This window comes from Olivibacter sp. LS-1, assembly GCF_008245145.1.
GTDB classification, from domain to species: domain Bacteria; phylum Bacteroidota; class Bacteroidia; order Sphingobacteriales; family Sphingobacteriaceae; genus Olivibacter; species Olivibacter oleidegradans.
Genome location: NZ_CP041643.1, coordinates 3,676,767 through 3,699,938, shown reverse-complemented (window position 1 = coordinate 3,699,938; position 23,172 = coordinate 3,676,767). Strand labels below are relative to the sequence as shown.

Sequence of the window (23,172 nt, the reverse complement as noted above, 5' to 3'; positions counted from 1 at the left end):
TTAATATTACTGAATCAGTCTAAAATATATTTATTGAAATTGACTATATTTATTTCAAATTGTTACCGTTTCCCCGCTTTTATTAAAGAAGCGGCCACAAAGTTAACAAAAAGTGGGTGAGGATTTGCTACTGTAGACTTTAATTCCGGATGAAATTGTCCACCCACAAAAAATGGATGGTCTTTCAGTTCGATGATTTCCACCAAATTATTATCCGGATTGATACCCGATGCAATCATGCCCGCTTTTTCATACTGTTTTAGATAGTCATTGTTAAATTCATAACGATGTCTATGTCGCTCACTGATACGCTGCTTCCCATAAATGGCAGACGCTTTGGTACCTTTTTTTAGCTCACAGGGATAGGCCCCAAGACGCATAGTTCCTCCCATGTTTTTTATATTTTTTTGATCTTCCATTAAGTTAATAACCGGATGTTTGGTTTTTTTATCCATCTCATAACTATTGGCATCTTTCAATCCTAATACATTTCTTGCAAACTCGATCACCGCTACCTGCATGCCCAAGCAAATACCAAAAAACGGAATATTATTTTCCCGCACATATTTGATAGCAGCAATTTTGCCTTCCAAGCCACGCTCTCCAAAGCCGGGAGCCACCAATACGCCATCTAAGCCCTTTAATTTCTCTTCAACATTGTCGTTATTAACACTCTCTGCAGCTATGCTTCTTACCGTTACCTTACATTCGTTCTGAGCGCCTGCGTGGATAAAGGATTCATTGATTGATTTGTATGCATCCGGAAGCTCCACATATTTACCCACCAAACCTATTTTAACCTCTGCGGTTGGGTTTTTCACTCTTCCCAGAAAGGCCTTCCAGTTCTCTAAATCAGGTTCATTTTTATTGGAAAGCTTAAGTTTCGCCAGTACGGTTTTATCAAGCTGCTCTTTCAACATTAAAAGCGGAACATCATAAATCGATGAGGCGTCAGCCGATTCAATAACAGCATTAATGTTTACATTGCAGAACAAGGCAATTTTTTTCCGGATATCATGACCTATACGATGCTCGGTTCTACACACCAAAATATCAGGCTGTATACCATACTCCAATAGCATCTTAACCGAGTGTTGGGTTGGTTTTGTTTTGAGTTCGCCCGCAGCAGCAAGATAAGGCACAAGAGTCAAATGGATTACCAGCGAGTCATTGTTGCCTAGTTCCCAACGCAATTGCCTTACCGCTTCTATAAATGGCAACGATTCAATATCTCCTACGGTGCCTCCTAATTCGGTGATAACAATATCGTATTCTCCTGTCTCGCCCAGCAGACGCATCCGACGTTTAATTTCATCGGTGATATGAGGTACCACTTGAACCGTTTTACCAAGATAGTCGCCCGCACGCTCCCGTTCAATCACATGCTGGTAAATACGACCGGTTGTCACATTGTTAGCTTGTGATGTCGGTGTATTCAAAAATCGCTCATAGTGCCCTAGGTCAAGGTCGGTCTCCGCACCGTCTTCAGTCACATAACACTCGCCGTGTTCATAGGGATTCAAGGTACCTGGATCAATATTAATGTATGGATCAAATTTTTGAATAGTAACCCGGTATCCTCTCGCTTGAAGTAGTTTTGCTAATGAAGCTGAAATAATACCTTTACCTAAAGATGAAGTAACACCGCCCGTAACAAAGATGTATTTGGTCATGATATAAAAAATGGAAATTATTGCTGTTTATTTATGTAATGCAATTACAGCATGTTCTTGTACGGGGTACAAAAGTAGAATTTTTTTTGGTCTTTTTTGTCATATATTGATTAATTCTTAGCAAATATCGTAAGTAGTTGAGTTGTTGAATGGTTAAGTAAGGGAGTCGTTAATTAGCCGATGGGATGAATAGCCGATGTGATAATTAGCCAATGGGATGATTAGCCGATGGGACGATGGGCTTGTATACGTTTAAGCTTACTGCTTATAACTTGAGGCTTAATATAAAGCTGGTTGCCGATAGCTAAAAAGTGGCAGTTGCGGTGGCACAAGCTTAAAGCTTATAGCTTATAACCTATGGCCTAATACCTAAAGCCAATAGCTTATCAAAATAATTTACTATTTTTACGGTCATAATCAAAACGATACATTTTGGATTTTAGTGAATTTAATTTTGATGACAGGCTTTTAGAGGGGCTCATGAGTATGGGTTTCAAGATACCCACCCCCATCCAACAGCAAGCAATACCTGTCATCGCGGAGAAACATGATCTTATAGCCTGCGCACAAACCGGCACCGGAAAAACGGCGTCTTATTTATTACCTTTAATGGATGCCATTTGCAAAAATGACGATCGGCCATCAATAAGTGCGCTCATTTTAGCGCCGACGCGTGAGTTGGCTTTACAAATTGATCAGCAGATTCAAGGCCTGGCTTATTTTACGGGAATAACATCAATTGCCGTATACGGTGGAGGAGATGGTGTTGGTTATGAACAGCAACGGCGCTCATTAAAAGAAGGGGTAGATATCGTTATTGCTACCCCCGGGCGACTTATAGCTCATATGTCATCGAGCACTGTTCGGTTGGAAAAAATAGACTTCTTGATTTTGGACGAAGCGGATCGTATGCTGGACATGGGTTTCAAGGACGACATATTAAGGATTGTGAGGCAACTGCCGGAACAAAGACAAACGTTGCTATTTTCAGCAACCATGCCACAGAAGATACGCTTATTCGCAAAGGCCTTACTGAAAAATCCGCAACAAGTTAATATAGCCATTTCTCAACCTGCCGAAAAAATAAAACAACAATATTACAGAACCTTCGATGAACAGAAAGTAACGCTTCTAAAGCATATTTTATCTACCGATAGTTTTTATAGTATTATTATTTTCTGTAGCACGAAAGAAAATGTAAAGCTTCTAGAAAAAGAGTTATTTAAAAATGACCTGAAGGTCCGGTCTTTTCACTCAGACTTGCAGCAAGACGAACGCGAACAAATTTTACTTGATTTTAAAAACCGAAAATTAAATATATTGGTGGGCACCGATGTGCTTTCACGAGGAATTGATATCGAGGGAATCGATTTGGTCGTTAATTACGATGTGCCGGGTGATCCGGAAGACTATATTCATCGCATAGGTCGAACGGCCAGAGCAGAGCGAACAGGAACGGCTATTACTTTTGTTAATAACAGAGACTTCAGAAAGTTATTGTCTATTGAAAAAATGATGGACAGGACAATCGAAGAAGTTCAGCTTCCTGAATTTATCGGAGAAGGACCACAGATTATTCCTATCCAGAACAAAAAAAGGAAAAAGAAACGATCAAATTTCAAAAAGAGAAACGATAAATTTCGAAATAAGCGTACAGCAGTCGGAGGCGATAATGAAGATTCTAAAGCATCTTAAAATCTTGGCCTTATACGGTTTATGTTTAAAAGGTTATTAAAAAAAATACATTTAGGAATTTATATTTTTTGGGTTGTCTTTTTTTTTGTGCTGTTTTATCCGGTTTTATGGGCAGCGGCAAAAAATCAGCAAAAAAATTTCTCCTTGATAGGCCGTATTCGTAAACAAATCGCCTGGCTAAGTACGTTTCTAAGCGGATTCTATTTTAGGATCAAAATATCCGAAAATATGGATTGGAGCCGCCCATATATTATTTGTTCAAATCATACTTCCATTCTGGATATTTCGGCGTTAGCAATCCTCTGCAAGCAGGATATTCTATTTATGGGAAAGGCAGAACTGCTAGAGAACCCGATCACTCGTATGTTTTTCAAGACGATTGATATTCCGGTTGATAGAAATAGTAAGATATCTTCCTACAGAGCTTTTAAAGCAGCTCAACAAAAATTAGCAGAAGGTAAAAGCATTATCATTTTTCCCGAAGGGAAAATAGACGACACCTATCCCCCCGTCTTACAGCCATTTAAAAACGGGCCTTTTAGGTTGGCCATCGAAAATCAAGTTGCTGTACTTCCAATAGTTATTCATAATCTATGGAAACTTCTATGGGATGAAGGAGCTACGGGTAGCCGGCCCGGTCGTTGTTTGATAGAAGTACTGAAACCAATAGAAACGCAGGATTTTGGCGTTGATGATACTGACGCACTTAGAGATCATACACACGCCTTATTTAAGGCCCACTTAAATTCCGATATTTAGTGTAACAAAAGAATGCTTTCGAAGTCTCATCTATATATCATTAACAATTTATGTCATCACCGCTCATAGATATCAAAGAAATAGGAAGAAAATATGTCATTGGAGCCGAGACCATTCACGCACTAAAATCCGTAACCCTTCAAATTAATAAGGGCGAATTTGTTGCGCTCATGGGCCCTTCAGGCTCAGGCAAATCTACTTTGATGAATATCTTAGGCTGCTTGGACACGCCCACAAGGGGCGAATATGTCTTAAATGGTATAAAAGTAAGTGATATGACAGACGATGAACTGGCAGAAGTACGCAATAAAGAAATTGGATTTGTTTTTCAGACGTTCAATCTGCTGCCCCGTTCTACCTCATTGGACAATGTTGCACTTCCTTTAATATACGCTGGCCTAAGTAAAACAGAAAGAATTGAAAAAGCTCAGAAAGCGTTAGAAAGTGTAAATTTGGGAAACCGTGTGGATCATAAACCTAACGAATTGTCGGGCGGACAAAGGCAACGTGTAGCGATTGCCCGTGCTTTGATAAATGATCCTTCCATTATTCTCGCAGACGAACCGACTGGAAATCTCGACACAAAGACTTCCGTTGAAATTATGGGCTTATTGGAAGAAATTCACTCTAAAGGTAATACCATTGTCTTGGTAACCCACGAGGAAGATATCGCGCAACACGCCCATCGTATTGTCCGTATGAGAGATGGTCTGATAGAAGATGATTATCCAAATCCCGAAATTAAGAACGTATCTCCTCGCTTAGCAGCACTAAAGGAAAAGGGCTCTGATTTCGAAGGAATCTAACCGATTGCATTGCTTATTTTAATACGCCCGTCTCCTCTAAGTAAGTCTACTTGGAGTTTTCAGGCACGCGCAATGTATGATCATCAAAACAATGAACTTAACCAACGTAAAGTGAAAATATACACAAAAACCGGAGATACTGGATTGACCTCCCTGATAGGAGGTACCAGGGTACCAAAACATCACTTGAGAGTGGAATGTTATGGTACGATAGACGAACTGAACGCTTACATTGGCCTAATTCGGAGCTATGAAATAAGTAACGACTTGAAAGATGAACTATTAGAAATACAGTACTTGCTTTTTGCAATTGGAGCTTTACTCGCTGCGGATCCTGAAAAATCAAAAATGAAACTATACAATATTGCGAATGATGATGTTAAATTTTTGGAAAGGGCGATTGACCGCATGGACCATGAACTTAAACCATTAAAGAACTTTATACTTCCCGGAGGCAATACCGTCGTCTCACATGTACACGTTGCGCGCTGTATTTGCCGGAGAGCAGAACGTATTGTTGTTCATTTAGCCGCTTCATCTGAAGTATCGGGAAGTATTATTATCTATCTTAATCGTCTAAGCGACTATCTTTTTGTTTTAGCAAGGAAAATTGCCAAAGACAGCAATACGCAAGAAGTAATCTGGAATCCTCGTTAGCACTTTAAATTGATCTGATTCGGATTTAGATTTCCTATTACAGCCAAGGTTACGGGTTAGGGTAGTAGATCGTTATTTATAGTTTAATACACTGGATTCCTTCGTTATTTTAATTGTTTAACTTTATGCAGATCCTTCGGTTCGTCAATAGCTACTGTTTCGACCAGCGTTTCCGCTGTTTTAATACGATAACCATTTTCTATCCAGCGTAACTGCTCCAAGGATTCCGCCTTTTCCAGACTCGAAATCGGAAGTGCCGTTAAAAGCTTTAATATTTCGCAACGGTATCCATAAATACCAATATGCTTATAGAATTTATGATGATCAAGCCATTTTTCTGTCGGAACTCCTCTTAAAAAGGGTAAGGTCGCGCGACTAAAATAGATCGCTTCTCGATCCATATTTAGCAACACTTTAGGGCTGTTATTATTAAACAGCTCCTCATGGTCTCTTATTTCCTTCACAAGTGTCGCAATCTGCGTCTCCTTATCTTCAAAACAGCTCGCCAGCAAATCGATTTGGGCGGGATCTATATAAGGCTCGTCTCCCTGTATATTAATAGCAATATCGAAAGAATTCTCTTTAGCAATCACTTCTGCACAACGATCCGTTCCGCTTTGGTGCGAACTTGCCGTTAAGATTACATTACCGCCGAAGTTTTGCACATGATGAGCGATCCGCTCGTCATCCGTTGCTACCACCACACGTTTGAGGGAAGAAGCCTTAAGCGCCTGTTCATAGACCCGCCGGATCATACTTTTTCCGTTAATATCTATTAATGGCTTGCCTGGAAACCGTGTCGACGCATAACGCGCGGGAATAATACCTATAATGTTCATTTTCTATAGTATCAAGTAGTAAGATAAAAGTAACCAGACTCGATGCACAAACATTCATTGTCTTGCATCTTATGTCTTTATATCTTGCATCTGTTAGAACAATCCATTGAGATTCTTTTCAATTTCCTGGATAACAAAACCAAGATCCTCCGGATTATTCGCAAAATCCAACTTATCCTTATCCAGAATAAGCAGCTTGCCTTCCTTATAACCACTGATCCATTTTTGGTATTTGTCATTCAGCTTAGAAAGGTAATCCAAGCGAATGCCTGCTTCATAGTCACGACCCCTAAGCTGTATATTATCAACTAAGGTGGGGACTGAAGCCTTTAGGTAAATCAATAAATCAGGAGCCTTAATAAAAGAAACGATACTCTCGAATATATTACTATAGTTTTGAAAATCGCGCGTGGTCATTAATCCCATGTCATGCAAGTTCTCGGCAAAAATATAAGCATCTTCATAAATAGTACGGTCTTGAATAATGTTAGCGTTTCTTTTTTGCAGTTCAACAATATGGCGAAAGCGACTATTGAGAAAAAAGATTTGAAGATTAAAAGACCAGCGTTTCATGTCACTATAAAAATCCTCTAGATAAGGGTTGTCTTCGACCTCTTCAAATTGCGGCTCCCAACCCAAGTGTTTAGCTAACAAACCGGTCAAAGTTGTTTTGCCTGCGCCTATATTTCCTACAATCGCTATATGCATTTTTTGTTATTCGTTACAAGTTATTTGTTATTCGTTGCTTTATCTACCAACCTCTTTATGCTCTTGTCTTCTTAAAACTCTTTAAATCCAATGATTTCCCTTACATCCTTGATGGTTCTTTTAGCACTTTCCCTCGCTTTTTCCGCACCCATAGCGACAACTCTTCGAATATACGCTGTATCAGCTTCTATCTCTTCAATTCGTGAGCGCATGGGTTCCGTAGCTATTACCATGTCTTCTGCCAACTGTTTCTTAAAATCTCCGTATCGTATCTGGCATTTGTTATAGAGGTCGTCAAAATGCGCAACTGTATCAGCAGATGAAACAACTTTCATTAAGTCAAATAAATTCTGTATTTCTACGGGCTTTACTTGATTTTCCTCCGTTGGACCGCTATCGGTGACGGCACGCATGACTTTCTTACGAATCGCCTCCGGCTTATCTGATAAATAGATGCAATTAGCATCTCCTTCTGATTTACCCATTTTTCCTTTACCATCCAAACCGGGTATTTTCACCAAATTATGACTATAGCTAAAAGCAAAAGCCTCCGGAAAATAATCATGCTTGTACATTCTGTTAAAACGATTCCCAAAGGTACGCGTCATTTCCAAATGCTGTTCCTGATCCTTTCCAACCGGTACCTTGGTGGCTTTATGCAATAGAATGTCGGCCGCCATCAAGACAGGATAGGTGAGTAATCCCGCATTAACGTTATCCGGATTGGCGCGCACTTTATCCTTGAAAGAGGTAGCTCGTTCCAATTCACCCAAGTACGCGTTCATATTTAAATAGAGATATAATTCAATAACTTCCGGTACGTCCGACTGAACATAAATGGTGGCCTTCTCAGGATCGATACCCGCTGCCAAATATTCTACAACAACCTGTTTCACATTGCCATGTAAGTTATCGGGAGTAGGATGGGTTGTTAATGAGTGTAAATCAGCAATAAAGAAAAAGCAGTTGTATTCTTCCTGCATTTTGATAAAGTTCTTAATTGCGCCATAGTAATTTCCTAAGTGTAATTTTCCGGTGCTCCGGATTCCACTGACAACTGTTTCCATATAGGGGCGAAAATAAAGAATTCTTCCTATATTTTATCTATAAAAGTAAAACCATCCATTGAGATCGGACTTGTCGAAATCGAAGTTTTCATTGCAAATTAACGGGGACTAATACCGTTTAAAGGGAACTCGTTATACAGGAAAATCCATTTAATTTTCTTCGATTTCTTCGTAAAAGGAGAGAAGGTGAATATTTTTACTACTTTTGGCTGTTTTTTGAAGATCCCTTATGACACCGCAAGAGCTTAAAGAATATTTTGACAGCAATCCGCCACCCTTTGAAGTAGAATGGAAACCGTGGGCGAAGGTTATTAATACAAAAAAATTTTTAGAAGCTTGCTATACTGCTATTAGTGTTTACAAGGGCAATTACCAAAACTGTCCTGATTACTGGCACTTGTTGGAATTTTACAATCATATAATCGGCCAAAAAGCCGATAATTAGCACTATCGGCCTTTTGGCCGATTATTACTTCTTTGGAGGGCAATAAAAGATTATATATATTAGCAATAATTACCTTCTTTCGTTTTATTCTGACAAGAAATCATACGGTGAACTACATCCATAAGATGACCAAGGGTAAAGCTCCTTGGTCAATTATTCAAATTTGACAACACTGTTTGCTGTATGCCATCTCCCTATGGTGGAAGAAGAAATAGGAATTACCTTTAAAGAGCGCAATGTATCTACTTAGAAAATTACTAATATACACTCTTTGCATCCTCTGCCATATCCCTGCTTTTAGCCAGGAGGTTATGAATATTAAAAAAATAGCAGACGAGGCACTTGAACAATCGAAGGTGGCCTCTTTAAAGCGGCTTATAGCGGATGCGGATCTGACGCTAAAAGTTCAGGCCTTGTCGGTGACAGATAATCCACCCATGCCAGCCAGCAAAGATATACATGATTATTACAGTTGGTCGCCGTACAGTTGGCCTAATCCGAACGCTAAAGATAGTTTATCGTATATCACCAAAGATGGAGAGACAAACCCCGAAACCGAAAAAGTGTCTGATAAACCATTGCTTCGCAAAATGTCGGTCTCAGTTCATACATTGGCACTTGCTTATCATTTTACAAAAGATAAAAGATATGCACAAAAATCCGCTGAATTGATTAGGACGTGGTTCTTAAATCCTAAAACCAAAATGAATCCCAACTTGAATTTTGGTCAGTGTAAACCAGGTGTAGAAGTGGGCACGCCCACAGGCATTATTGATTCGAGATGGTTCATACTGGTGATTGATGCTCAAGAGATGCTTCAAGGAGCTGATGTGTTCCAAGAAGCAGAAAGAAGGGAACTGAAAGTATGGTTCAATACCTTTTTGAATTGGCTGTTAACCAGTGAAATTGGAAAAGAGGAAAGGAAGAAGAAAAACAATCACGGAACTTGGTATGCTGCCCAAACGGCTTATTATGCTTTATATACCGGCGATAACCAACTAGCGACAAAAATAGTTAGCGATAGCAAAAAGTTTTTTGACACCCAGATCGATTCAATGGGTCGGCAGATATACGAACTGAACCGCACTAAATCCTACGATTACAGTTTGTATAATGTGCATGCGTTGATAACCTTGGCAAAGGTCGGTAGTAAAGTTGGCATTGACTTATGGCATTACAATACGGACAATGGAAATTCTAAAAATATATTAGAATCCATTAAATACCTTGCAGGCTTTGTCGAGCCTGGTTCGATATGGCCGTTTAAACAAATTACCGATAAAGCTATTAGCCTGGATGTTGATGATGGCGGTCATTTTTCCGTCTATTATCCTTATGATCTATACAGCGCGCTATTATCTTATTATCACGTGTATAAAGATGCATCGCTGCTGCATTTATTAAGGAAATTAAGTGAGGGGGTAGCGAAAGAAAATCGGGCAAATCTTTTAGTTTTCAGGAAATAACACATAGACGAAAATCTCCAACTTCAGGCGGTGTGTAGTCTATAATCTTTCTGTCCGCATCCCTGCTAAATGAAAAAAGTCTCAGTTTTCACTGAGACCTTATGTACCCCGGAAGGGATTGTCGGCGTCCCTGTTGGCCCGCACTCGACCCGCCGAGAAAGTGTTCGAACCCGACCGACCCTTCTGTTCGCATCCCTTTTAAATGACAAAAGTCTCAGTTTTCACTGAGACCTTATGTACCCCGGAAGGGATTCGAACCCCTGACCCACGGTTTAGAAAACCGTTGCTCTATCCAACTGAGCTACCGAGGCATGCTCCCTAAAAGCGATGCAAAGCTAATAAAATCTTTTATTTCCTACACATTTTAGACAAATATTTTTTCAAAAATAGGCCTCTAAATATTCCTTTAAGGCTTTTGCATTGTTATGTTCTTTATTATGAGCAGCATAAAGCAAGGTAATCACTTCATGCTTCTTTAACTCGTTAATGATTTCTTTTGATTCACTATTGCCACTGATCTCTCGATAATAATCTCTTTTAAATTCATCCCAACTTTCCGCATCTTGATGATAACGTTTCCTCAAGTCCGTTGAAGGTGCTAAATTTTTCAACCATTCATCAATTTGCGCACGTTCTTTTTTAATACCTCGTGGCCATAGCCGATCAACCAAAATCCGATAACCATCCGATTTATCGGGTTCATCATAAATGCGTTTTATTTTAAAGCTGGGCATATCCTTTATATTTTCGAATCAACTTATTAACAGTTATTCGGTCGCATTGTGTTGAACCTAACCTACACAACCGATTGCATGTAACCGAAAGTGTTCAGCATACACAATTATTTCATATAACTCTTGTATATCTTCCAAAATATGACTTATTTAGTGGACTAATCAATGCAAAACTAATTAAGCAGAGCCAATTAAAACAACAAATGAATAGAAAACTTGCCATTTTATCCATTCTAACATTCACAAGTTTCACTCTTTCCGCCCAAGAAGTAGCAGACTATACGCAAGCCATCAACGGAACCAAACTTAGCTTTCCGATGAAGGCCATTCCGAAAGGAGATTTTAAAATGGGAAGCGAAAATGGAAATCCTGATGAAAAGCCTGTTCACGAAGTATCCTTAGATGCCTTTTGGATAGGTGTTTACGAGGTTACTTGGGATCTTTTCGAACCTTTCCTTTATAAGGATTACGAAGTGACCCAAAGCATAGATGGAAAAGTTCCGGCCAATGTAGATGCCGTTACCCGTCCTACAAAACCTTACTTAGACATGACTTTTGGCATGGGTAAAGAGGGACATCCGGCAATCGCCATGACCCACTATAATGCCATACAATTTTGTAAATGGCTCTATGAACGAACCGGGGTATTCTATCGACTACCTACTGAAGCAGAGTGGGAGTATGCTTGCAGGGCCGGTAGTACAGGAAGCTATACTTTTGGAGATGACGCGAGCAAGCTGAGCGAATATGCATGGTTTACGGACAACAGCAATGGAACGACACATAAGGTAGGAGAGAAGAAGCCAAATGCATGGGGATTATATGATATGCATGGCAATGTATCGGAATGGACCTACGATCAATATGATGAGCAGTTCTATGCGTCGTCACCGGCTAAAAACCCGGTAAATAAACCAACTAAGTTATATCCCCACAGCGTACGTGGCGGCGCCTACGACGACGAAGCGGCTGCATTGCGCTCGGCAGCTCGCTTTGCTTCCGATCCGGCCTGGAAACAATTGGATCCACAGATACCAAAAAGCAATTGGTGGTTTCCGGAAGCACCTTTTGTCGGTTTTCGCTTGGTACGACCCGCTGTCCAGCCTGCTAAAGCCGAAATTGAAGCTTACTACAACCAAGCGCCTATACCAGATAAATAATCAATTAACAGATATAATAACAAACAATAAACCGAAATGAATAAATTAAATCTTCATCAACAGCGCCGGGATTTCTTAAAAACCTCCGCAGTCATTGCCGGCAGCACGATGTTAAGTAGCATTCCCTTCATGGGACATTCTTCCGTAAATGATACCATTAAGATTGCGTTGGTTGGATGTGGAGGACGAGGCACAGGAGCAGCCTCTCAGGCACTTTCAACCAAATTCAACATTCAACTTGTCGCTATGGCCGATGCATTTAGGGATCAACTGGATAACAGTTTCAAAGATCTTTCAGAAAAGTTCAAAGAAAAGGTCAATGTACCGGAAGATCATAAATTCGTCGGTTTTGATGCATATGCTAAGGCCATTGCCTTGGCGGATGTTGTTATCCTTGCTACTTCACCTGGCTTTAGGCCGACTCATTTCGAAGAAGCCATCAGACAGGGAAAACACGTATTTATGGAAAAACCGGTAGCCGTCGACGCACCTGGTGTGAGGAAAGTACTGGCAGCTGCTGAAGAAGCAAAGAAGAAAAAACTAAATGTCGTTGTCGGTCTACAACGCCGCTATCAAAAAAATTATAGAGAGGCAATTAAACGTATACATGCCGGTGAAATAGGCGACATTGTAGGCGGCCAGGTTTACTGGAATAGTGGAGGGGTGTGGGTACGACCGCGCAAGCCGGAACAAACTGAAATGGAATATCAAATGCGTAACTGGTTTTATTTTAACTGGCTCTGCGGCGATCATATAGTAGAACAGCATGTTCACAATATCGATATTGCGAACTGGGTTAAAGGTTCTTATCCTGTATCTATTCAGGGTACAGGAAGCCGGGCTTGGCGTACCGGAAAAGAATACGGTGAAATTTATGATAATCATTCGATTGAACTTACTTATGCTGATGGTTCGGTTATTTACAGTCAATGCCGGCATTTCGAAGGAACGCAGAACCGAGTAGATGAAACTTTCTTTGGTACGAAAGGAAAGGCCTATTTATCAGCGGGAAACACAGGTAAACTGTGGGATCATCAAGGCAACTTATTGTTTAATCACCCAACAAAAGGCCAGGCAAATCCCTATCAAACAGAACACGATGAGTTGTTCGAAACGATCAGTAAAGGGGAGTATAAGCATTGGGATGCGGAATATGGCGCTAAAAGCACCCTTACCGGCATTATTGGGCGTTATGCTACTTATTCCGGTCAAGTAATAAAATGGGACGATGCATTAAACGCCAACAATTCCCTCATGCCCGAAACGCTAGCTTGGGATGCTAAGCCAAAAATATTACCAGATGAAAATGGCCTTTATCCTGTAGCTCAACCGGGGTTATTTCACTGGGAAAAAGCATAACATAGGCATCTTATGAGCAAAACAAGCACGACTAATACTTGGCAAAAGCTTTCTTTTTCCCTGTTTATGCTATGCTTGTTTTGCTCTTTCTCCGAACCTTCCCTCGAAGAAGATAAACATCGGATAACGGGCTATGCTCAAGGTACTAGCTATCAAATCACGTACTACAGTCCTTTACCTAGTATTCGAAAAGAAAGTATTGATAGCCTACTGGCAGGCATTGATAGCTCCATGTCGATCTACAAACCTTACTCGCTGATTAGCCAATTTAACAACAGTGAAAAAGGGATATCCATTGACGCTGATTTTCGCAAGGTTATCGAAAAATCACTACAAATAGCTCAGGAAACCGAGGGTTTATTTGACGTTACCGTAGGCCCGCTAGTAGAAGCCTGGGGTTTTGGCCATGAGGCAATAACGCATTACCCCGATAGCTTGGAAATTGCCGCTATTAAAAAGTGCATTGGTTATACTAAATTAAAATTGAAAGGAAATTTCCTCCATAAGGCAAGGCCCTGTGTTAAGATAGATGTGAATGGCATTGCCCAAGGATATAGTGTCGACAAAGTGGCAAATTATCTGGTAGAAAAAGGAATAAAATCATTTATTGTCGAAATAGGGGGAGAACTGCGTATTCATGGCAAAAAGAAAGATGGTAGTGCTATGAAAATTGGCATCGAAGGTCCTGCCGAAAATAACGATGAACCGATTATTCGACATGTCGTAGCACTAAGTCAAGGCGCCATCACCACCTCGGGGAACTATCGAAAGTTCAAACAAAACGGATCCAAAAAAATTTCGCATCTTATTGATCCGCGTACGGGCTTTCCACTGGATAACGAACTAATAAGTGTTACGCTTTATGCAGAGGATGCAATAACCGCTGATGGCTATGATAATGCGGTAATGGCGATGAGTTTAACAGATGCTCTTAATTTTGTAACAAAACGCCCTTCACTTGAGGCGTATATTATTTATCATGATCAGCAAGGAAATGTGCGGGACACCATGACCAATGGATTTAAGCAATTTTTGGTAGAGGAAGATAAAGGATATAGATAGAAGACATAAGACACAGGATTAACTATAGACATAGGAAAAAGATCTAAGAACAAAACAAGGGAGAAGGACATCATGCTTGATACCTGATACCCGATACTTGATACAAAAAAGATGAAAAGAAGCGAATTTTTACAGAAAGGATTAATGGCTACAGGCGCACTGGTTGCCGGTAGTTCGCTAACAAGCAACGCGTCCACGCAAACGGTTAACAAAGCCGCAAAAACCTTCAATCTAAATTATGGACCACACGATGGTATGTTTAAGAATCTGGCAGGCAATAATTTTTTAGATCAGATTCAGTTTATGTACGATCAAGGCTTTCGGGGTATTGAAGACAATGGTATGTCGGGTAGATCGCCGCAGGAACAGGAAAAAATAGGTAATTTATTAGCAAAGTTGGGCATGGCAATGGGAGTATTCGTCTTAAATAAGGGCGGAAACGGTGCAAACACCTTGGCTGCAGGAAAAAAAGACCACATCGACATCTTCTTAAAGGGTTGTCATGAAGCGGTGGAGATATCAAAAAGATGCGGCGGCAAGTTTACTACTGTTGTGCCGGGCGATTTTGCAAGAAATCTATCACTGGATATGCAAACAGCACACGTTATCGACGCGCTACGGAAGGGCGCAGAAATACTTGAACCGCATGGCATCGTCATGGTGCTGGAACCCTTGAGCGATACACCCGACTTATTTTTGCGTACTTCCAACCAAACCTATCTTATTTGTCGTGCGGTAAATAGCCCATCTTGTAAAATACTGTATGATATATATCACATGCAACGGAATGAAGGCGATTTAATAGCGAACATGGAACGCACCTGGAGCGAAATTGCTTATATACAAACGGGAGATAACCCCGGCAGAAAAGAGCCAACCACGGGCGAAATCAACTATAAAAACATATTCAAATACCTTTACGAGAAGGGTTATAAAGGTGTTGTCGGAATGGAACATGGTGTCTCCGGCAGCGGCAAGGACGGCGAACAACGGTTAATTGAAGCCTATCGCGAAGTTGACGCGTTTATGTAAATAAAATGGGGCACTGAATCAGTGCCCCATAGATTGGTTATAAATGTAAAATACCGATTATTACTTTGTACTATCTTTTTTCAAGCTTTCTTTGATATTATTATAACCTTCCTTCGTCTTGTCGGCTACTTTGTTTGCTGCATTCTTAATATCCGTTCCGGCAGCTTTAGCAGCGTCACCTACATCTTCCTTCGCAGCGTTCAGGTCGTTTTTAATATTTTCTCCGGTCGTCTTAGCATCCGCCTTTGCCTCATCTGCAGCAGCATTAATATCGCTTTTTGCTTCTTCTCCAGCTTCTTTCATACTGTCAATGCCCTGATCTATGTGCTCGCCAAGTGTAGTTGTATCGGCAACAATCGTATCCGAAGTACCTTCACCACTATTGGAGGAATTATTGCAGGCCGCGAATGTAAATGCCAACGCCAAGACAGCTAATAAACTTAATTTTTTCATTTGAATAAATTGTTTTTGTTTACATTTTCAGACATAACAATAAAAATGCCAGATTGTTTGTAGAACCCGTTACTACTAATATTAGTTGTCAAATAGTCGAGTTGTTATGGTTGGTTGTCAAATAGTCGAGTTGTTAAATGGTCCTATTTTTTCTACAGTTTTTTTCGTAACGACGATCAACCGATCACTAATAACTAATAACTAATAGCTAATACGAACAACTAATAACGATAAACCTCTTTCTTAGCTGCTGCAAGTGTATTTTTCAACAATCCAATAATCGTCATTAAGCCAACACCTCCGGGTACGGGTGTGATATAAGAAGCCTTAGACGATACCCGCTCAAAATCGACATCTCCAAACAGTTTATAGCCGGATTTTGTCAACGTGCTTATTTCCCGATTGATTCCCACATCAATGATGATAGCACCTTCTTTCACCATATCTGCTGTAACAAAATTCTTTTTACCGATAGCGGCGACAATTAAGTCAGCACGTAAAATTTCTTCTTTTAAATTCTTAGTACGGCTATGTGTCAATGTCACGGTACAATTGCCGGGCTGTGCGTTACGTGCCAATAGAATGCTCATCGGACTCCCAACAATATTGCTTCTTCCTACAACTACCGCATGCATACCCGCAGTTTGAATGCCGTAATGGTCTAACATAAGCATAATGCCGTAGGGAGTAGCAGGAATGAAACAGGGAAGGTTCCGCTGCATCCTTCCTAAATTAACTGGATGGAAGCCATCCACATCCTTACGGTGATCGATAGCTTCGGTCACCACTTCCGGATCAATATGCTTCGGTAAAGGAAGTTGCACAATAATACCATCAACCGCATCATCTTGGTTGAGCTCTTTTATTTTCTTAATGAGTTCCTCTTGTGTAATATCATCTTCATAGCGAATATTAGTGGATTCGAAACCAACTTGCTGGCAATTTCTCATCTTACTGGCTACGTAAGTTTCACTACCACCGTCATGGCCTACTAAAATCGCCACCAAATGCGGTTTCCGACCGTTTGAAGTCAAAAACTCTGCCGCTTCCCGAGCAATATCCTGTTTAATCTTCTCAGATACAAGTTTACCGTCTAGTAATTGCATTTCTTATTAGTTATAAGTTATCGGTTATTCGTTATTGGTTATAATGCAGTTAATTACACAGCTAATAACTCATAACGAACAACAAATAACCAAAGATTAATCTAATTTCAACACCGCCATAAAGGCCGATTGAGGAATTTCCACATTTCCAACCTGGCGCATTCTTTTCTTACCTTTTTTCTGCTTTTCCAACAGCTTGCGCTTACGTGAAATATCCCCTCCGTAACATTTAGCCGTTACATCTTTTCGCAAGGCACGTACATTCTCCCGCGCGATAACCTTAGCTCCTATAGACGCTTGGATGGCAATCTCAAATTGCTGCCTTGGTAAAAGCTCTTTCAATTTCTCACAAATCTTTTTTCCGAACTCGTAGGCATTGCTTCGGTGAATAAGCGAAGAGAGCGCATCTACCGGTTCTCCGTTTAATCGAATGTCTAATTTAACCAAATCCGATTGCCTATAGCCAATTTGATGGTAGTCAAATGAGGCATACCCTTTCGAAATGGTTTTCAGTTTATCGTAGAAATCAAATACAATCTCACCCATTGGCATTTCAAATACCAATTCTACACGATCGGCAGTTAAATAACTCTGGTTAATAATAACTCCTCTTTTTTGGATACAGAGTGACATAACAGGTCCGACAAACTCCGACTTGGTAATGATATTAGCTTTGATAAAAGGTTCTTCTACAAATTCTAATTTACTGGGATCAGGCAAATCAGAGGGGTTGTTTACCTTTATCTCACCATCTTTGGTCGTATGAGCAATGTAGGAAACGTTTGGAACCGTTGTGATAACAGTCATATCAAACTCCCGTTCCAAACGTTCCTGAATAATTTCCATATGGAGCATTCCCAAGAAACCGCATCGGAAACCGAAACCAAGGGCAGCTGATGATTCGGGTTCAAATACGAGAGAAGCGTCATTCAGCTGCAATCGGTGCATGCTCTCTCTTAACTCTTCGAAATCTTCCGTATCTACCGGATAAATTCCGGCAAAAACCATGGGCTTAACCTCTTCGAATCCTTTGATTGCCTCTTTGCTCGGACGGTTTACATGGGTAATTGTATCACCCACTTTAACTTCACGTGCCTCTTTTATACCGGAGATAATATATCCTACATCTCCCGTACGAATAACGTCTTTCGGCACCTGGTTGAGTTTCAGCGTTCCTATTTCATCGGCCGTATATTCTTTACCTGTTGCGATAAATTTGACCTTATCATTCTTTCTAATTTCCCCATTTTCTACCTTAAAATAAGCCATAATTCCGCGAAAGGAGTTAAAGACGGAGTCAAAAATTAAGGCTTGGAGGGGGCCATCCGGATCACCTACGGGTGCCGGTACGCGCTCAACAATTGCCCGAAGGATGTCTGAAACACCCATCCCTGTCTTTCCCGACGCAGGAATAATATCTTCGCGTTTTCCACCGATCAAATCCACAATCTGATCCTTTACCTCCTCGGGCATTGCTCCCGGTAAATCCATCTTATTCAGAATGGGAATGATTTCCAAATCGTGTTCCAAAGCCAAATACAGGTTGGAGATCGTTTGTGCCTGAATCCCTTGGGAAGCGTCCACAATCAGCAAAGCTCCTTCACAGGCGGCAATCGAACGGGACACTTCGTAAGAAAAATCGACGTGCCCGGGTGTATCAATCAGGTTAAGAACATAGTCCTGTCCATCATAATTATAATTCATTTGGATGGCATGGCTCTTAATCGTAATTCCACGCTCACGTTCCAAATCCATATCGTCCAAGAGCTGCGCCTGCGCCTCTCTCTGTGTGATGGTATTGGTGTACTCCAATAAACGATCTGCCAAGGTGCTCTTCCCGTGATCGATATGTGCAATGATACAAAAATTGCGAATGTGCTTCATGTAGGCAATAATGCGTATTAAACGGCAAAGATAAATTATTAACCAGAATATTTACCATCTCTTTTACTTTTTCTCCGGCAAAACCGTGTCTTACAAAAAAGAACGTTTATTTTAAATAATTTTTCATTTAATATAATGTTCTTTATCCTTGATGATAAAGAACCAAACAATCAAGGCTCTGTAGGCTACCTTGCACCTGATTGCAAAGCATTCATGGCGCGTATTGGAGCCGTTTCACTTCCTCAATCCGCTTGGATATTGCGATATGAACGATGGTGCACATGCTTTGCTGCTCGTTGCTTCGGTATCCTCCAAGGCCGATTTTCCCCACGCACAGGACTATATTTAGGGCTGAAGAAATGATACGTCTGGTTAAACGCATGATTCGTTGGCTTTGGAAAATGTCGCCTAGGAAATTTGCGGTCTGCACCTTGATGCACACTGTTTGTAGCAAATTTCCAAGCGACGAGATTCTGCGTCACTTTTTGCGGAAACCACGAAGTAGCATGAGTACCTTTTAAAACAAACAATAACGAATAAAAGTGACAAAGAAAAGGTTCTTTTAAAACTATCAAAATCACATAAAATTTAAAACCCCTACCTTATTTTCTCCTTTTTACATACATTTATCCATAGGTTTATTCAACAAGTTCAAAAAATGTTTTTATCGGTTGATTTTATAAAAAACTTAGAGGAAGTCATAAGTAAGTTGATCGGCACTAGCTTTCAAATCCTCCATATGTTACCGGTATCCGGAGGTGATATCCATCGAAGCTATCAAATCCAGGGGCACCGGGAATCTTTTTTTATTAAAATCAATGATGCCGATACCCTGCCGAATATATTTGTATTGGAGCGGGAAGGCTTAAAGCTGCTAAAACGTGTGGGCGGAGCCGTAGTACCGGAGCTGCTGATAGCAGGGCAATTCAATAGGGATGCTTTTTTGCTTATGCCATGGATAGAAAAAGGCGATAATAGTAAGAACGCACAAGCGAATCTAGGCCGCATGCTCGCTTTTGTCCATAAAAACAGCCACGATTATTTTGGTTTAGAATACGACAATTACCTAGGTTCATTACCTCAATATAATCGACCGCATATATCCTGGTCAGATTTTTTCATTGAAGAGCGTTTAAAAAAACAACTGGAACGAAGTGAGTCAAAGGGGCTGATAGACAAAATATTACATCATAAATTCGAACAACTCTTCCAGCGACTGCCTTCTCTTTTCCCCACTGAACCGCCCGCTTTATTACACGGAGACCTTTGGAATGGAAATTATATGGTCAATCAAGCAGGGGTACCTTTCCTGATCGATCCGGCAGTTTATTACGGACATCGCGAAATGGACCTTGCATTAACGCAACTTTTTGGTGGATTCGATCAAGTTTTCTATGACGCTTATCAAGAAGTTTTTCCCTTGGAGAAGGATTGGAAGAAACGAATCGATTTATGGAATCTCTATATTCTATTGTTCCATGCCAATGTCTTCGGAGGAAGTTACCTGAAACAGGTAGCGCATATAATCGATAAATATAGCTAGCCAAATAATGTAATGAGAGCAAACAAATAAGCTCCTCAAATGTTTTCAAAAAACTATTGACAACATTAAAACAAAAGGCATGGAAAAATTAGTAAACGAGCTGATTCAGAAAGTAGGTCTTTCCCCCGAATTAGCGCAAAAAGCAACTTCAGTTGTGCTCGATTATGTAAACAACAATTTACCTGATGCATTAAAAGGCAAAGCTGAAGGCCTATTAAATGGCAACTTCGACATGCAATCCTTATTGGGAAATAGTGAAGGGGGAGGGGATAGTATCATCGATAAAGTAAAAGGAATGTTTAATTAATAAAAATGCCTCAGTGGAAACACTGGGGCATTTTTATTTGGCATTCGCTTATAGCTTTTTAAACTTCAATCGGATGGAATTACCAATTACCACTACATCCGAGCAAGCCATGGCTAGTGCTGCTAACATCGGACTTAAAAAACCAAATGCGGCCAAAGGGATTGCAAAAATATTATAAAAAAATGCCCAGAAAAGGTTCTGTTTGATCGTAAGCAACGTATGCTTACCTATCTTAAGTAAAGTCGTGATCGATTGCAAATCGTTGTTCAACAATACTACTTTGGCAGATTGGATGGCGACCTGACTTGCATCGCCTAAAGAGACGCCTACATCGGCTGTTGTAAGCGCCGGACCATCGTTAATACCATCTCCAACCATTGCTACTTTACCTCCTTGCTTTAATGACTCAATCAATTCTAATTTTTCATGGGGTAACTTTTCGGCATAAACTTCTGTAATTCCTATCGACGCCGCAAGTGCGTCGCATTTCTCTTTTCTGTCACCACTTAAAATGACCGGTATTATCTGCTGTCCCTTCAAAGTCTGTACAAGCTCTTTTGCTCCTGCTTTAATTTCATCGTCGATTGCGATTCTGACAACCAGCTCGTCATCCCTCAATAAAAATACATCATAGTTGCCAAGTTCCTTGCTATCTTCTACAAGCTGTTTTGAGCCAATTTGATAGCGGTGCCCTTCACTATCCATCGCTTTTATCCCTAATCCTTTTTCTTCCTTTACCTGCGTAAAAACGATCTTTCTCTTTTCCCGGTTGGCAAATGCATTAACAAGTGACTTGGCGATCGGATGGTTCGAATAGCTTTCTAAACCATGGATCAGCGTCGCGGTCTCTATATCACTCAGCTCGCTTTTTATGTCCCTTATCTTGAACTTGCCGGTGCTTAATGTCCCCGTCTTGTCGAACACCATATATTTTAAATTGGTCATTTCTTCTACCGTATCACCGCCCTTTATAAGCACACCTTGTTTAGCACTTCTTCCCAGGCCAACCATCACTGCGGTTGGTGTGGCTAACCCCATGGCACAAGGACAGGAGATTACCATCACAGCAATGGCATTTAATAGGGCTTGACGGAAACCTATATCAAAGGCAAAATATGCAAGGACAAACGTTAATAATGCGATGCCAATTACCACCGGTACAAAAATCGCCGCCACCTTATCACCTAAGCGTTGTATGGGTGGCTTTGCGGCCTGTGCTCTTTTCATTAAATCAATGATTTGTGCCAACACCGTTTTGTTACCCACTTTCGTCACCAGCATTCGAATGCTACCTCGTTCAAGTATGGTTCCACCAATAACCGCATCATATTTTCCCTTTTCAACCGGAATGCTTTCGCCAGTTAACATCGACTCGTTCACAGATGCGTCTCCCCATACAATATCACCATCGGTCGGTATCTTGTCGCCTTCATTGACTAATAAGGTATCACCAATTTTTAATTGATTTATATCGACGCGTTCGGCTTGACCGTTTACAATACGGACGGCGCTGTCGACCTGGATTTTCATCAGATCTTTGACGGCCGAAGTCGTTTGTGTTACCGATCGCTTTTCAAATACATTTCCTAAAAGTACAAGCGTAATAATGGTAGCTGTTGTTTCGTAGAACATATAATTAGGCCCTAAGCCCAACAAAGTACCTATTATACTGTAGATAAATGCCGACGTAGAGCCAACAAATATCAGGACATCCATATTGGGCACACCTGCCTTGATTGAATTAATAGCACTTTTTCCAAAATAAGCACATCCTAAAACAAATACAGGAAGACATAAACTCAATTGAACATAGGGGTTATGCAGCCAATGAAAAGGTAAAAACATGTGCAGGAAAAGCGGCAAAGTAAACAATAGACTAAAAATAAATTTATGTTCTATTTTTCCTAAAAAACCTTCTTTCACAAAGCCCTGTTCTTCCTGCTGCACCTTGAAACCTAAACCTTCAATATCTTGTATTACATTATTTACGTTCAGTCCCTTATCGGCTGTAAATTTTACTTCCTCATTTGCAAAACTCACGAAAACGTTTTGGTAACCTTTTTTCTCCAACATTTTATGTACGGAGAGCGCACAATTATTACAATGCATGCCGGTTACGTGTAATTCGACTAATTGATTTTCTCCTTGCATCTTTTTGTCTTAATGTTTCTTAATGCCAACTCAAACCTAACGTAGTGAGATTGAGAGATCGGGTATATCCGCCATAAACAAGCAATTAGCATTTACCGATCTCTTCCTATCTGCCGCAGATCGAGAGAACAAACAAGTGATACCTTTGGGTAACTTCTTCTTTGTTGTACAAATGTAAGTTTAGAGCGGTAGCTCCTTCATAACAAAACAAGGTATTAATGGTACTTTTCATGGATTTTAATAACTTTGCACTGTAAAACTAGCTT

21 protein-coding genes and 1 tRNA gene are annotated in these 23,172 nt (G+C 40.4%); 12 read left to right on the top strand and 10 right to left on the bottom strand.

Annotated features, from left to right (window positions below; all coding sequences use genetic code 11):
- Nucleotides 1–62: 62 nt before the first annotated feature.
- On the bottom strand, nt 63–1,673 hold the full coding sequence (locus tag FKG96_RS15135) for a CTP synthase (RefSeq protein WP_013666776.1): 1,611 nt from the start codon (nt 1,671–1,673) through the stop codon (nt 63–65).
- Nucleotides 1,674–2,105: 432 nt separating this feature from the next.
- Between FKG96_RS15135 and FKG96_RS15130 the strand changes: the two genes are divergently transcribed.
- The 4 genes from FKG96_RS15130 (at nt 2,106) to FKG96_RS15115 (ending at nt 5,590) form a co-directional block, all read left to right on the top strand.
- Nucleotides 2,106–3,368 carry a DEAD/DEAH box helicase gene (locus FKG96_RS15130; protein ID WP_013666775.1) on the top strand — a complete coding sequence of 421 codons (1,263 nt, stop codon included), beginning with the start codon at nt 2,106–2,108 and terminating at the stop codon, nt 3,366–3,368.
- Between the two features lie 21 nt (nt 3,369–3,389).
- A complete protein-coding gene (locus FKG96_RS15125; protein WP_013666774.1) occupies nt 3,390–4,127 on the top strand; it encodes a 1-acyl-sn-glycerol-3-phosphate acyltransferase in 738 nt (245 codons plus the stop codon).
- 50 nt (nt 4,128–4,177) lie between these two features.
- Nucleotides 4,178–4,933 carry an ABC transporter ATP-binding protein gene (locus FKG96_RS15120; RefSeq protein WP_013666773.1) on the top strand — a complete coding sequence of 252 codons (756 nt, stop codon included), beginning with the start codon at nt 4,178–4,180 and terminating at the stop codon, nt 4,931–4,933.
- Nucleotides 4,934–5,044: 111 nt separating this feature from the next.
- Nucleotides 5,045–5,590 (top strand): cob(I)yrinic acid a,c-diamide adenosyltransferase, encoded by a 546-nt coding sequence (locus FKG96_RS15115; RefSeq protein ID WP_041388404.1) that lies wholly within the window; start codon nt 5,045–5,047, stop codon nt 5,588–5,590.
- A gap of 104 nt (nt 5,591–5,694) precedes the next feature.
- Here FKG96_RS15115 and kdsB read toward each other — a convergent pair whose 3' ends face one another.
- The 3 genes from kdsB to trpS form a co-directional block, all read right to left on the bottom strand.
- Complete coding sequence (kdsB, locus tag FKG96_RS15110) at nt 5,695–6,429, bottom strand: 3-deoxy-manno-octulosonate cytidylyltransferase (protein ID WP_013666771.1); 735 nt, start codon at nt 6,427–6,429, stop codon at nt 5,695–5,697.
- A gap of 93 nt (nt 6,430–6,522) precedes the next feature.
- Complete coding sequence (locus tag FKG96_RS15105; RefSeq protein ID WP_013666770.1) at nt 6,523–7,137, bottom strand: deoxynucleoside kinase; 615 nt, start codon at nt 7,135–7,137, stop codon at nt 6,523–6,525.
- Between the two features lie 71 nt (nt 7,138–7,208).
- Entirely contained in the window at nt 7,209–8,204 is a 996-nt protein-coding gene (gene trpS / locus FKG96_RS15100; protein WP_013666769.1) for a tryptophan--tRNA ligase, read from the bottom strand.
- A gap of 229 nt (nt 8,205–8,433) precedes the next feature.
- On the opposite strand from trpS, the gene FKG96_RS15095 reads away from it, so the two are divergent.
- Nucleotides 8,434–8,649 (top strand): hypothetical protein, encoded by a 216-nt coding sequence (locus FKG96_RS15095; protein ID WP_013666768.1) that lies wholly within the window; start codon nt 8,434–8,436, stop codon nt 8,647–8,649.
- 311 nt (nt 8,650–8,960) lie between these two features.
- Nucleotides 8,961–10,115 (top strand): alginate lyase family protein, encoded by a 1,155-nt coding sequence (locus FKG96_RS15090; RefSeq protein WP_165447045.1) that lies wholly within the window; start codon nt 8,961–8,963, stop codon nt 10,113–10,115.
- A gap of 237 nt (nt 10,116–10,352) precedes the next feature.
- Here FKG96_RS15090 and FKG96_RS15085 read toward each other — a convergent pair.
- Together FKG96_RS15085 and FKG96_RS15080 are read right to left on the bottom strand one after the other, a co-directional pair.
- Nucleotides 10,353–10,426: transfer RNA gene (locus FKG96_RS15085), tRNA-Arg, on the bottom strand.
- A gap of 69 nt (nt 10,427–10,495) precedes the next feature.
- Nucleotides 10,496–10,849, bottom strand: coding sequence for a DUF488 domain-containing protein (locus tag FKG96_RS15080; RefSeq protein ID WP_130857723.1), 354 nt, complete (start codon nt 10,847–10,849; stop codon nt 10,496–10,498).
- A 203-nt stretch (nt 10,850–11,052) separates the two neighbouring features.
- Between FKG96_RS15080 and FKG96_RS15075 the strand changes: the two genes are divergently transcribed.
- The 4 genes from FKG96_RS15075 (at nt 11,053) to FKG96_RS15060 (ending at nt 15,462) form a co-directional block, all read left to right on the top strand.
- On the top strand, nt 11,053–12,009 hold the full coding sequence (locus tag FKG96_RS15075; protein WP_013666712.1) for an SUMF1/EgtB/PvdO family nonheme iron enzyme: 957 nt from the start codon (nt 11,053–11,055) through the stop codon (nt 12,007–12,009).
- Nucleotides 12,010–12,045: 36 nt separating this feature from the next.
- Nucleotides 12,046–13,368: a Gfo/Idh/MocA family protein gene (locus FKG96_RS15070; RefSeq protein ID WP_013666711.1), complete on the top strand. Its 1,323-nt coding sequence runs from the start codon at nt 12,046–12,048 to the stop codon at nt 13,366–13,368.
- 12 nt (nt 13,369–13,380) lie between these two features.
- Entirely contained in the window at nt 13,381–14,430 is a 1,050-nt protein-coding gene (locus FKG96_RS15065; RefSeq protein WP_130857724.1) for an FAD:protein FMN transferase, read from the top strand.
- Between the two features lie 111 nt (nt 14,431–14,541).
- A complete protein-coding gene (locus tag FKG96_RS15060) occupies nt 14,542–15,462 on the top strand; it encodes a hydroxypyruvate isomerase family protein (protein ID WP_013666709.1) in 921 nt (306 codons plus the stop codon).
- A 60-nt stretch (nt 15,463–15,522) separates the two neighbouring features.
- Here FKG96_RS15060 and FKG96_RS15055 read toward each other — a convergent pair whose 3' ends face one another.
- The 3 genes from FKG96_RS15055 to lepA all read right to left on the bottom strand — a co-directional run bounded on the left by FKG96_RS15055 (nt 15,523) and on the right by lepA (nt 18,905).
- Nucleotides 15,523–15,915, bottom strand: a complete 393-nt coding sequence (locus FKG96_RS15055) for a hypothetical protein (protein ID WP_130857725.1) — start codon at nt 15,913–15,915, stop codon at nt 15,523–15,525.
- Nucleotides 15,916–16,136: 221 nt separating this feature from the next.
- Nucleotides 16,137–17,021: a bifunctional 5,10-methylenetetrahydrofolate dehydrogenase/5,10-methenyltetrahydrofolate cyclohydrolase gene (locus tag FKG96_RS15050; RefSeq protein ID WP_130857726.1), complete on the bottom strand. Its 885-nt coding sequence runs from the start codon at nt 17,019–17,021 to the stop codon at nt 16,137–16,139.
- A 96-nt stretch (nt 17,022–17,117) separates the two neighbouring features.
- Nucleotides 17,118–18,905, bottom strand: coding sequence for a translation elongation factor 4 (lepA, locus tag FKG96_RS15045; protein ID WP_013666706.1), 1,788 nt, complete (start codon nt 18,903–18,905; stop codon nt 17,118–17,120).
- A 658-nt stretch (nt 18,906–19,563) separates the two neighbouring features.
- Between lepA and FKG96_RS15040 the strand changes: the two genes are divergently transcribed.
- Nucleotides 19,564–20,448 carry a fructosamine kinase family protein gene (locus tag FKG96_RS15040; RefSeq protein WP_130857727.1) on the top strand — a complete coding sequence of 295 codons (885 nt, stop codon included), beginning with the start codon at nt 19,564–19,566 and terminating at the stop codon, nt 20,446–20,448.
- 79 nt (nt 20,449–20,527) lie between these two features.
- Entirely contained in the window at nt 20,528–20,755 is a 228-nt protein-coding gene (locus FKG96_RS15035; RefSeq protein ID WP_013666704.1) for a hypothetical protein, read from the top strand.
- A 48-nt stretch (nt 20,756–20,803) separates the two neighbouring features.
- Here the strand turns inward: FKG96_RS15035 and FKG96_RS15030 are convergent, their stop codons facing one another.
- Nucleotides 20,804–22,906, bottom strand: a complete 2,103-nt coding sequence (locus tag FKG96_RS15030; protein ID WP_130857728.1) for a cation-translocating P-type ATPase — start codon at nt 22,904–22,906, stop codon at nt 20,804–20,806.
- Nucleotides 22,907–23,172: the final 266 nt, after the last annotated feature.

Bases quoted from the DNA above. Each gene is read 5' to 3' on its own strand.
- FKG96_RS15050 (WP_130857726.1), bottom strand. From the start codon at position 17,021: ATGCAATTACTAGACGGTAAACTTGTATCTGAGAAGATTAAACAGGAT.
- FKG96_RS15120 (WP_013666773.1), top strand. From the start codon at position 4,178: ATGTCATCACCGCTCATAGATATCAAAGAAATAGGAAGAAAATATGTC.
- FKG96_RS15105 (WP_013666770.1), bottom strand. From the start codon at position 7,137: ATGCATATAGCGATTGTAGGAAATATAGGCGCAGGCAAAACAACTTTG.
- FKG96_RS15040 (WP_130857727.1), top strand. From the start codon at position 19,564: ATGTTTTTATCGGTTGATTTTATAAAAAACTTAGAGGAAGTCATAAGT.
- FKG96_RS15070 (WP_013666711.1), top strand. From the start codon at position 12,046: ATGAATAAATTAAATCTTCATCAACAGCGCCGGGATTTCTTAAAAACC.
- kdsB (WP_013666771.1), bottom strand. From the start codon at position 6,429: ATGAACATTATAGGTATTATTCCCGCGCGTTATGCGTCGACACGGTTT.
- FKG96_RS15030 (WP_130857728.1), bottom strand. From the start codon at position 22,906: ATGCAAGGAGAAAATCAATTAGTCGAATTACACGTAACCGGCATGCAT.
- FKG96_RS15090 (WP_165447045.1), top strand. From the start codon at position 8,961: ATGAATATTAAAAAAATAGCAGACGAGGCACTTGAACAATCGAAGGTG.
- lepA (WP_013666706.1), bottom strand. From the start codon at position 18,905: ATGAAGCACATTCGCAATTTTTGTATCATTGCACATATCGATCACGGG.
- trpS (WP_013666769.1), bottom strand. From the start codon at position 8,204: ATGGAAACAGTTGTCAGTGGAATCCGGAGCACCGGAAAATTACACTTA.
- FKG96_RS15035 (WP_013666704.1), top strand. From the start codon at position 20,528: ATGGAAAAATTAGTAAACGAGCTGATTCAGAAAGTAGGTCTTTCCCCC.
- FKG96_RS15065 (WP_130857724.1), top strand. From the start codon at position 13,381: ATGAGCAAAACAAGCACGACTAATACTTGGCAAAAGCTTTCTTTTTCC.
- FKG96_RS15135 (WP_013666776.1), bottom strand. From the start codon at position 1,673: ATGACCAAATACATCTTTGTTACGGGCGGTGTTACTTCATCTTTAGGT.
- FKG96_RS15055 (WP_130857725.1), bottom strand. From the start codon at position 15,915: ATGAAAAAATTAAGTTTATTAGCTGTCTTGGCGTTGGCATTTACATTC.
- FKG96_RS15060 (WP_013666709.1), top strand. From the start codon at position 14,542: ATGAAAAGAAGCGAATTTTTACAGAAAGGATTAATGGCTACAGGCGCA.
- FKG96_RS15095 (WP_013666768.1), top strand. From the start codon at position 8,434: ATGACACCGCAAGAGCTTAAAGAATATTTTGACAGCAATCCGCCACCC.
- FKG96_RS15125 (WP_013666774.1), top strand. From the start codon at position 3,390: ATGTTTAAAAGGTTATTAAAAAAAATACATTTAGGAATTTATATTTTT.
- FKG96_RS15075 (WP_013666712.1), top strand. From the start codon at position 11,053: ATGAATAGAAAACTTGCCATTTTATCCATTCTAACATTCACAAGTTTC.
- FKG96_RS15080 (WP_130857723.1), bottom strand. From the start codon at position 10,849: ATGCCCAGCTTTAAAATAAAACGCATTTATGATGAACCCGATAAATCG.